At 70.7% G+C, this 9,752-nt stretch carries 8 protein-coding genes; 4 read left to right on the top strand and 4 right to left on the bottom strand.

Features of this window, described 5'->3' with window-relative positions:
• The 3 genes from ABZ624_RS29175 to ptsP all read left to right on the top strand — a co-directional run.
• Positions 1-182, top strand: a 182-nt coding sequence (locus ABZ624_RS29175; protein ID WP_360095242.1) for a hypothetical protein, incomplete at its 5' end; no start/stop codon positions are given.
• A 212-nt stretch (positions 183-394) separates the two neighbouring features.
• On the top strand, positions 395-844 hold the full coding sequence (locus tag ABZ624_RS29170; RefSeq protein ID WP_360095239.1) for a PTS glucose transporter subunit IIA: 450 nt from the start codon (positions 395-397) through the stop codon (positions 842-844).
• A 78-nt stretch (positions 845-922) separates the two neighbouring features.
• On the top strand, positions 923-2,593 hold the full coding sequence (ptsP, locus tag ABZ624_RS29165) for a phosphoenolpyruvate--protein phosphotransferase (protein WP_360095236.1): 1,671 nt from the start codon (positions 923-925) through the stop codon (positions 2,591-2,593).
• Positions 2,594-2,708: 115 nt separating this feature from the next.
• On the opposite strand, the gene ABZ624_RS29160 is transcribed toward ptsP, so the two are convergent.
• Complete coding sequence (locus ABZ624_RS29160; protein ID WP_360095233.1) at positions 2,709-3,602, bottom strand: hypothetical protein; 894 nt, start codon at positions 3,600-3,602, stop codon at positions 2,709-2,711.
• A gap of 146 nt (positions 3,603-3,748) precedes the next feature.
• Positions 3,749-5,725: an acetoacetate--CoA ligase gene (locus ABZ624_RS29155; RefSeq protein ID WP_360095230.1), complete on the bottom strand. Its 1,977-nt coding sequence runs from the start codon at positions 5,723-5,725 to the stop codon at positions 3,749-3,751.
• 215 nt (positions 5,726-5,940) lie between these two features.
• Here ABZ624_RS29155 and ABZ624_RS29150 point away from each other — a divergent pair, with 215 nt between their 5' ends.
• Positions 5,941-8,301 carry a glycoside hydrolase family 31 protein gene (locus ABZ624_RS29150; RefSeq protein WP_360095227.1) on the top strand — a complete coding sequence of 787 codons (2,361 nt, stop codon included), beginning with the start codon at positions 5,941-5,943 and terminating at the stop codon, positions 8,299-8,301.
• A 9-nt stretch (positions 8,302-8,310) separates the two neighbouring features.
• Here ABZ624_RS29150 and ABZ624_RS29145 read toward each other — a convergent pair whose 3' ends face one another.
• Positions 8,311-8,847: an NUDIX domain-containing protein gene (locus tag ABZ624_RS29145; protein WP_360095224.1), complete on the bottom strand. Its 537-nt coding sequence runs from the start codon at positions 8,845-8,847 to the stop codon at positions 8,311-8,313.
• Between the two features lie 46 nt (positions 8,848-8,893).
• A complete protein-coding gene (locus tag ABZ624_RS29140; RefSeq protein WP_360095221.1) occupies positions 8,894-9,703 on the bottom strand; it encodes a M15 family metallopeptidase in 810 nt (269 codons plus the stop codon).
• Positions 9,704-9,752: the final 49 nt, after the last annotated feature.

The following is a 9,752-nucleotide window of genomic DNA, read 5'->3' as shown; positions in this document are numbered from 1 at the left end:
TATCAACATATCTGGCGTTGATTTTTGGCACGCTGTTGAGTTCTCAAGGAACGGTCGCTTCCTTTGTACTCACCCTCTCGGGCTTTCCTCCGGGCTTCCCTTCGGTGTTTCAAACTCTACCAGGGTTTTTCCGTCTCTCTGACCACCCCTCTGCGAGCATGCAGAAGCGGATCCGAAAGTAGGATCTGACGAGTTTGGGTCCCTGCCGGGTGAGGACGCTTTCGCGACCTTCCGTCCCAAGCAGGAGTACGACTGTACACGGGGCCTGGAAGAGGGTGCAAATCCGTCGGGTTGGTGGTCTAGACCACTAGCTGCTAGCTTCCATACGGAACCGCCACTTCACATGACATACGCTGCTGCTCAGTGCGCAGCTCCACTCTTTGGGAGGCTTCCCATGACCACCGTGACGTCCCCTCTTGCTGGACGTGCCATCGGACTGGCCGAAGTGCCTGATCCGGTCTTCTCCGGGGCCATGGTCGGCCCGGGTACCGCGATCGACCCCGTGCGTGAGCCCTCCGAGGCCGTGGCGCCCGTTGACGGCGTGATCGTTTCCCTGCACCCGCACGCCTTCGTCGTGGTGGACGCGAGCGGGCACGGCGTACTCACCCACCTCGGCATCGACACGGTGCAGCTCAACGGCGAGGGTTTCGAGCTGCTCGTCAGCAAGGGCGACACCGTGACGCGCGGTCAGGCCGTCGTGCGCTGGGACCCCGTCGCCGTCGAGGCCGCCGGCAAGTCCCCGGTCTGCCCCGTCGTCGCGCTCGAAGCCACGGCCGAGTCCCTTTCCGATCTCCGTGACAGCGGTGATGTGAAGGCCGGCGACAGCCTCTTCTCCTGGAACTGACGGTACGGCCGTCGCGGGACGGCGAACAGGACAACCATCACGGCGGCGGAATCCGCCGCACTATCGGAGACGGGTGAGATGGAGACAACGCTGCGAGGCGTCGGCGTGAGCCATGGCGTGGCCATCGGCGAGGTTCGGCACATGGGTACGGCGGTGCTGGAGCCGCCGGCCAAGCAGATCCCGGCCGAGGAGGCCGAGCGGGAGCAGGGGCGGGCTCGCCAGGCCGTGGACGCCGTCGCCGCCGATCTGATGGCGCGCGGCAATCTCGCGGGCGGTGAGGCCCAGGCCGTGCTCGAGGCGCAGGCCATGATGGCCCAGGACCCCGAGCTGATGGCGGACGTGGACCGGAGGATCGCCGTCGGCAGCACGGCCGAGCGCGCGGTGTACGACGCGTTCGCGGCGTACCGGGAGCTGCTGGCCGGTGCCGGTGAGTACCTCGCCGGTCGGGTGGCCGACCTGGATGACGTGCGGAACCGTATCGTCGCGCGGCTGCTGGGTGTTCCGATGCCGGGTGTGCCGGACAGTGATCAGCCGTATGTGCTGGTGGCGCGGGATCTCGCTCCGGCTGACACCGCGCTGCTGGACCCGTCTCTGGTGCTGGGCTTCGTGACCGAGGAGGGCGGACCGACCAGTCACAGCGCGATCCTGGCGCGTGCGCTGGGTGTGCCGGCGGTCGTGGCGCTGCCGGGTGCCGGTGAGCTGGCCGAGGGCGCCGTGATCGCCGTCGACGGCAGTACCGGCGACATCTTCGTGAACCCGAGCGAGGAGAAGAAGGCGCAGCTGGTGGCGGCGGCCGCCGAGCGCAGGGCCGCGCTGGCCGCCTCGACCGGGCCTGGTGTGACGGCGGACGGTCACAAGGTGCCGCTGCTGGCCAACGTGGGCGGCCCGGCGGATGTGCCGGCTGCCGTGGAGGCCGGGGCCGAGGGTGTCGGTCTGTTCCGTACCGAGTTCCTGTTCCTGGACGACAGCAAGAACGCTCCTTCCGAGCAGAAGCAGGTGGAGGCCTACCGGCAGGTGCTGGAGGCGTTCCCCGAGGGTCGTGTGGTGGTGCGGGTACTGGACGCGGGGGCGGACAAGCCGCTGGACTTCCTGACTCCGGCCGACGAGCCGAACCCCGCGCTGGGCGTGCGGGGTCTGCGGACCCTGCTCGACCACCCGGAGATCCTGCGGACCCAGCTGACCGCGCTGGCGCAGGCCGCCGAGGGACTGCCCGTTTACCTCGAGGTCATGGCGCCCATGGTGGCGGACCGCGCGGACGCCAAGGCGTTCGCCGACGCCTGCCGCGAGGCGGGGCTGCAGGCGAAGTTCGGTGCGATGGTGGAGATCCCGTCGGCCGCGTTGCGGGCGCGTTCGATCCTGCAGGAGGTCGAGTTCTTGTCGCTGGGGACCAACGACCTCGCGCAGTACACGTTCGCGGCGGACCGGCAGGTGGGTGCGGTGTCCCGGCTTCAGGACCCGTGGCAGCCGGCGCTGCTCGACCTGGTGGCGCTGTCCGCCGAGGCGGCCACGGCCGAGGGCAAGAGCTGTGGTGTGTGCGGTGAGGCCGCGTCCGACCCGCTGCTGGCCTGTGTGCTGACCGGTCTGGGTGTCACCTCCTTGTCCATGGGTGCGGCGTCTATTCCTTATGTCCGGGCGACGCTGGCGAAGTACACGCTGGCGCAGTGCGAGCGGGCGGCGGCGGCCGCGCGTGCCGCGGACAGCGCCGAGGAGGCGCGCAGCGCGGCTCAGGCGGTGCTGTCCGGCGAGTAGCCGTACGGGCGCGTCCGATGTGCCGGGGTCAGGGGCGTCCCGCCTTCGGGTGGGGCGCCCCTGGTGCGTTCGCACTGTTGTCGGCGTGATCGGCGCGTCCGACGCGTCGGCTCGTTCAGTGTCGGTGGCCCGGTGTCGCGCTCTCGTCTCCGAGGTCGGGGGGCTCGCAGTAGTCGACGCCGGGCTCCGGGGAGATGAGTTCACCGGATTCGACGTCGGTGCAGTAGGCGTCGAACACTTCCGAGGCGGTGAGCGGTTCGAGGGCGCCGGCACGCAGGCGCCAGCCGTAGACGCGGTCGGGTGTGTCCGGGGCGCTGGTGCGAAGGACGAGTCCGCCGGGGCTGCGGGTCGCGAGGCCGAGTGCGAGGACGCTGGTGAATTCCAGTGCCTCGGCCTCGTCGAGTCGGGTGGCGCCGTGGCCGTCCTGGTCGCCGTGGAGGACGGAGACCAGGGTGTCCGGTGGTCCGGAGACGCTGCACACGAGGTGGCGGTCGCCGGGCGGGGCGGTGTCGAGGATGCGGCACAGGAGGTCGGAGGCGCGGGTGAAGGCCGCCCTGCCGATGTCCTCGCCGCAGGTGGGGCAGGGACCGAGTCGGGAAAGCAGGGTGGTGGCGTATTCCCACGTCGCCTGCCGTACGGCTTCGTCCACCAGGGCGGGTACGAGCGTGGCGAGGGGCCGGCCGTCGTACGGGATGGTGGGGCCTGTGGCTGCGAGTTCCGCGGTGAAGCGGGTCCGGCTTGCCTGGGCTTCCGGGTCGAGGCCGGCTTCCGCGCAGTAGGCGGCGTAGTCCTCGGGGTCGAACAGGGCGAGTGTGGTGTGGGTGCCCTGGTCGGCGCGGGCCTTGAGGACGGCCTCGACCTGCTGGAGGTAGGTCGAGTGATCGTCGAAGGTGAAGCTGCGGTAGCGCCGCATGGCGCGGAAGTCGTGTTCGTCGGTGAGCAGCCCGATGGTGCCGGCGATCTCGCGGCACAGGACGCGTCGCATGGTCTGGTGGTCGGTGTGCGCCATGTTTCCCCCAAAGTGCGCAGTCGATCAATGCTCACTCACCGTAACCGGCGGCACTGACAACGGCCCGGCGCTGCGCGGCCGGCCTCGGGCTTCGCCGCCGTGCTGGGCGTGTCCGAGGCCGGCCGGGGAGGAGGGGCGTACGGGGTTCAGGCGCGCTTGCGGGCGAGTTCCTCGTAGAAGTCGAGCAGGGCGAGGTTGTCGATGGAGCCGGGGTTGACCGCCTTCTCGAGGGGGGTGCCCTGGAGCAGGCGCTTGACCGGGACCTCGATGCGCTTGCCGGTGAGGGTGTGCGGGATGCCGGGGACCTCGATGATCTCGTCGGGGACGTGGCGCGGTGAGAGTTGTTCGCGGATGGTCTGTTTGATGCGGTGCAGGAGTGCCTCGTCGAGGACGGCGCCGGGCGCGAGGTGCACGAACAGCGGCATCCAGTAGCCGCCGTCGGGCTGCTCGATGCCGATGACCAGGGACTCCCTGATCTCGGGCAGGCGCTCGACGACCTCGTAGATGTCGGCCGAGCCCATCCGTACGCCCTGCCGGTTGAGGGTGGAGTCGGAACGGCCGTGGATGATCACGGTGCCGCGCGAGGTGACGGTGATCCAGTCGCCGTGCCGCCAGACGCCGGGGTAGGTGTCGAAGTAGCTGTCGTGGTAGCGGCTGCCGTCGGGGTCGTTCCAGAAGCGGATCGGCATGGAGGGCATGGGGTTGGTGACGACCAGCTCGCCGACCTCGTCGATGACGGGTTTGCCGCTGGGGTCCCAGGCCTGCAGGTCGGTGCCGAGGCCGGGGGCCTGGAGTTCGCCGGTGTACACCGGGAGCGTCGGTACGCCGCCGGCGAAGCAGGAGCAGACGTCGGTGCCACCGCTGACGGAGGCGATCCACAGGTCGGCCCCGCTCTGTGCGAACTCGTCGTGCAGCCAGCGGAAGCCGTCGGGCGGCAGCGGCGAGCCGGTGGTGGCGACGCACTTCACCGCGGTCAGGTCGTAGTCGCGTGCGGGGTGGACGCCGGCTTTGCGGCAGGCCATGACGTAGGCGGCGGAGGTGCCGTACAGGGTGGCTCCGGTGCGTTCGGTGATCCGCCACTGGGCGCCGGTGTCGGGGTAGCCGGGGCTGCCGTCGTACAGGACGATCGTCGTGCCCGTGAGCAGGCCGGAGACGAGGAAGTTCCACATCATCCAGCCGGTCGAGGTGTACCAGAAGAACCGGTCCTCGGGGCCGAGGTCACAGTGCAGGCCGAGCTGTTTGAGGTGTTCGACGAGGATGCCGCCCTGGGACTGGACGATGGCCTTGGGCAGGCCGGTGGTGCCGGAGGAGTACAGCACCCAGAGGGGGTGGTCGAACGGGACCTGCTCGAAGACGGGCTCGGCGTTCCCGGCCGTCAGTGCCGACCATTCCAGGGCGCCCTCGGGTGCCTGGGTGCCGAGCAGCGGAATGTGGACGACGGCGCGCACGGTGGGCAGCTGGCGGCGCAGCTCGGCGACGATCTCGCGGCGGTCGTGCTCCTTGCCGCCGTATCGGTAGCCGTCGACGGTGAACAGGACGACGGGTTCGACCTGCTGGAAGCGGTCGAGGACGCTGCGGGCGCCGAAGTCGGGGGCGCAGGAGGTCCAGACGGCGCCGACGGCGGCCGTGGCGAGGAGGGCGACGACGGCCTGCGGGATGTTGGGCAGGTAGCCGCTGACGCGGTCGCCGGGGCGTACGCCGAGGGCGCGGAGTCCGGCGGCGAGGGAGCCGACCTGACGGCGCAGCTCGGACCAGGTCACGGGGCTGGGTTCGTGGGTTTCGTCCACGTACAGCAGAGCGGGTTCGTCCGGGCGGTCGGTCGCGGCGCGCAGGGCGTGCTCGGCGTAGTTGAGGGTGGCTTCGGGGAACCATTGGGCGCCGGGCATGGTGCGGTCGCCGAGCACGCGCGCGTAGGGCGTCGAGAAGCGCACGTCGAACCACTCCGTGACGGCCTTCCAGAAGGTGTCCAGCTGGTCGACGGACCACTGGTGCAGGGCGGGGTAGCCGCCTTCGGCCGGGGCGCCGTGGTGCTCGGCGGCCCATGCCTGGAACTGGGTGATGCGGGCCTGGGTGACCCGCTCGGGATCGGGCTGCCAGAGCGGCTGGGTGTTCGCGGTCGACATGGGGGCGGCTCCCGGGCTGTGCGCGTCGTGTGCGTCGGTCCGCGCACGGGCTGGGGTGTGCGCGTGACGCGGCTGACAGGGACGATGCCATGTGATCGACTTCTACACCAGGGTGCGCCCCACACAGTCCTTGTCGTGAAGATGTGGTCCCGGCACGGGTGAACGGCAGTTGAACGACACACGCGCGTGGGGTGCTCAGTGGCAGGGTGAGCAGCATGGACGGTCGTGACCTGGTGCGTTCGGTGAGTGTGGTCGGTTCGGGGAGGGCGGCTCGGGGATTGCGTACCGTACGGGCCGCGTGGCGCAGGAGGCGGATCGACGCCGCGGGTCTGCCGCGGCGGGGGGCCGAGCGGGCGCGCGTCCCGGGTCAGGTGGAGGGCGTGGAGCCGGGGCCGGGTGGCGGGCTGATCCGGTTCGGCCGGTCCGAGCTGCGGATCACCGTGGCGGTGAACGGTGCGGTGTTCTGGGGGTGGGAAGGGGCCGGTCCGCAGCCCTCGTACGCGCTCGCGGGGAGCTGTCCGGAGCCTGATGCGCGGGCGGTGCTGGAGCCGGACAAGGACGGCGGCTGGCGGGTGGTCGCCGAGCGCGTGACGGTCAACGTCTCGCGGCACGGTGCGGTCGAGGTGTGCACGCCGGGCGGGGTGACCCTGCGGCGGGATCTGCCGCCGCGCTGGTGGGAGCCGGTCGGCGGGGGCACGGCACGGTGGATGCAGCGGTCGGAGGTGGCGGCGGACGCCCGCTTCTTCGGTCTGGGCGGCCGGGCGTCGGGGCCCCGGCTGAGGGACGGCACCTACCGGTTGTGGAACACCGATCCCGGGCGGGCGTTCGGCCCCGGCGACGATCCGCTGTATCTGACGATGCCGGTGCAGCTGGTGGTGGCCGATGCCGGCACGCATCTGGTCTTCCACGACACCACGTGGGACGGCACGGTGGTCCTGCGGGAGGGTGAGGAGGGCGCGGGGTCCGGGCACGACCGGACGGGGCGCTGCGAGGTACGGATGGACGGCGGTCCGCTGCGCTGCTGGGTGATGGTGGGCGCCCCCGCGCGCGTGCTGCACACCTGGGCCTCGCTGACCGGGGCGCCCGCCCTGCCGCCGTCGTGGGCGCTCGGCCACCATCACGCGCGGTGGGGTTTCGGCAGCGAGCAGGAGGTGCGCCGGATCGTCGCGGGCTACCAGGAGCGCGGTCTGCCGCTGGACGCCGTGCATCTGGACATCGACCACTTCGACGACCACCAGGTGTTCACCGTCGACCAGGATCGTTTCCCGAAGCTGCCGCAACTCGCCGACGAGCTGCGCCGGGACGGGATCCGGCTGGTGTCGATCGTCGATCCGGCTGTCCGGGCCGCGCCGGGCAACGCCGTGTACGACGGTGGTTCGGCTGTGGACGCGTTCGTGCGGGATGCCTCGGGGCGCGAGGTGAGGGGTGTGGTCTGGGCCGGGGAGTCGGTCTTTCCCGATTTCACGCACGCGCGCGTACGGGCGTGGTGGGGCGCGCTTTACGAGGAGCGGCTGGGGCAGGGCTTCGCGGGGTTCTGGCACGACATGAACGAGCCGACGTCGTTCAACGCCTTCGGGGAAACGACGTTGCCGCGTTCGGCGCGGCACGCCGTGGAGGGGCGTGGGGGCGACCACCGAGAGGGGCACAACGTGTACGCGCTGTGCATGGCCCGTGCGGCGTACGAGGGGCTGCGCCGGCTGTCGCGCCAGGAGCGGCCGTTCCTGTTCTCCCGCTCGGGCTGGGCGGGGATGCAGCGCTACGGGGGGACCTGGTCGGGGGATGTGGCGACGGGCTGGCCGGGGCTGCGGGCGTCGCTGTCGCTGGTGCTGGGGCTCGGTCTGTGCGGGGTGCCGTACTCGGGCCCGGACGTGGGCGGTTACGACGGCAGTCCGTCGCCGGAGCTGTACCTCAGATGGTTCCAGCTCGGCGCGTTTCTGCCGTTGTTCCGCACGCACGCGAGTCCCCGGGCGGGGCGCAGGGAGCCCTGGGAGTTCGGTGCCGAGGTGCTGGAGCACGCGCGCGTGGCGCTGCTGGAACGGCGGCGGCTGCTGCCGTACTTCGTGACCCTGGCGCATCTGGCGCGGCGTACCGGCGCGCCGTATGTGCGGCCGTTGTGGTGGGGGGCGCCGGAGGACCGGGCGCTGCGCGACTGTGAGGACACGTTTCTGCTCGGGGACGGTCTGCTGGTGGCTCCGGTGCTGGACCCGGGTGCCGACCGGCGGGCGGTGCAGCTGCCGCGGGGCCTGTGGTACGACACGGTGACGGAGCGGGCCTACGAAGGTCCGGCGCAGGTCCTCGTCGACGCGCCGCTGTCGCGGATACCGGTGTTCGCGCGCGCGGGCGCGGTCATCCCCGTGCGCGGTGCCGACGGCGGCCTTGAGCTGGAGGTGTGGGCACCCGCGCGTGGCCGCACGGGAGGCGGCCTCGTCGTGCCGGACGCGGGCGACGGCTGGGACGAACCGGAGATGGAACGCTATGTCGTCCGCCGGCAGGGCCGTGGGGTGGCGGTCACCCGGGAGCGGGAGGACGGCTCCGCCGAGCCGCCCTACCCGGTGCGGGTGCGGGGGCTCGGCTGAGCCGCGCGGTTAGACGTACCGGCCCTCGAACCAGGCCCGTACGGCCACGGTGTGCAGCGGGAAGGCGAGTTCCTCGGGCCTGCGCAGCAGCTGCCAGCCCTCGGTCTCGTCCGTGCGGGCGGAGGGCGGGAGTCCCTCCACCGGACGCTCCGGGAGGAGTCCGAACAGCAGCAGGTGGCCGTCGGGCGAACTCATGGCGTCCACGAGCCGTACTTCGCGCGCGGCCGCGTCGATGCCGGTCTCCTCCTTGAGTTCGCGTACGACGGCCTGCTTCCAGTCCTCCCGGTCGTCGATGTAACCGCCGGGCAGTGCCGTGCCTCCGCGTGCGGGGGTAACGGTCCGGGTGATCACGACCAGGGCCGTGCCCTTGGTGTCGTACACGGGCTGGAGCGCGATCGCGACCGGCAGCGGATTGCGGTAGGCGACGGTTCCGCACGACGGGCAGGTGCGCGGCCAGCCGGAAACGCCCTCTCCATAGGGCGATCCGCAGCGCGAACAGTGGGAGTCCGGTGCGGAGTTGGCAGTTGAGTGCTGAGTTTCGGACACGCGCGGACTGTATCCGATCAGAAGAGGGACGTCTTCCGCTGGCGGCTCAGTGCCCGCTGACGAGCGACTTCCAGGACACGGGGAAGTCGAAGTAGGTGTCGGGATAGGGCTCGGGCTGGTACGTGAAGTGCCACCATTCCTCGGCGAGGTTCACGAATCCGAGGTCCTCGAGAGTGCTCTTCAGCAGCAGGCGGTTGGCTCGCTGTTCGCCCTGGATGCGTGGGTCGAGCGTGTGCGCGAGGGCGTCGAAGCAGTCGAATCCCGTGCCCATGTCGACGGAGTTGTCAGGGAAACGCTCGCCTTTGGGTGCGTAACAGGGCACGAGTGGCTGTCCGGGGTGGTAGGGCCGGGTCGGCCTCGCGGGGAGCTTCACGATCGTGAGGTCCATGGTCGAGCCACGGCTGTGGCCGGATTTCTCCGCGATGTAACCGTCCTCGAACAGCCGGCTCTTGTCGACGTTCGGGTAGAACTCGCCCTTCATCGCCTGGTCGTCGCGGTCCTCGGCCCAGCGGACGAAGTGGTTCACGGCGCGCTGCGGCCGGTAGCAGTCGTACACCTTGAGGGTGTAACCCCTGCGCAGCAGCTTCAGCTGAGCCCTGTGCAGGGCTTGTGCCGCCGGGCGGGTGAGGATGCAGATCGGTTGCTCGTAGCCGTCGATGCGCTCGCCGACGAAGTTGTGCGGGGTGAAGTAGCGCATCTCCTGGATGATCGTCGGGTCCACGGTGGACAGGGCCACGAAGTCCTTCGGCGCTCCGGGGCCGGCTTCCGCCTGGGCGGTGGCGGAGGAGGCGGTCACGGCCAGCAGGGCGGCGAGGGCGGTGACGAGACCGCGTACCGCACGGGTGAGTCGTGTCATGTCCTGCGTCTATCAGGTATGCGGTCCGGCCGGGAACCGATCGGATGCG

Origin of the sequence: Streptomyces sp. NPDC007205 (assembly GCF_040634095.1) — a bacterium.
GTDB lineage: Bacteria > Actinomycetota > Actinomycetes > Streptomycetales > Streptomycetaceae > Streptomyces.
This window is presented reverse-complemented; position numbering and strand designations above follow the sequence as displayed.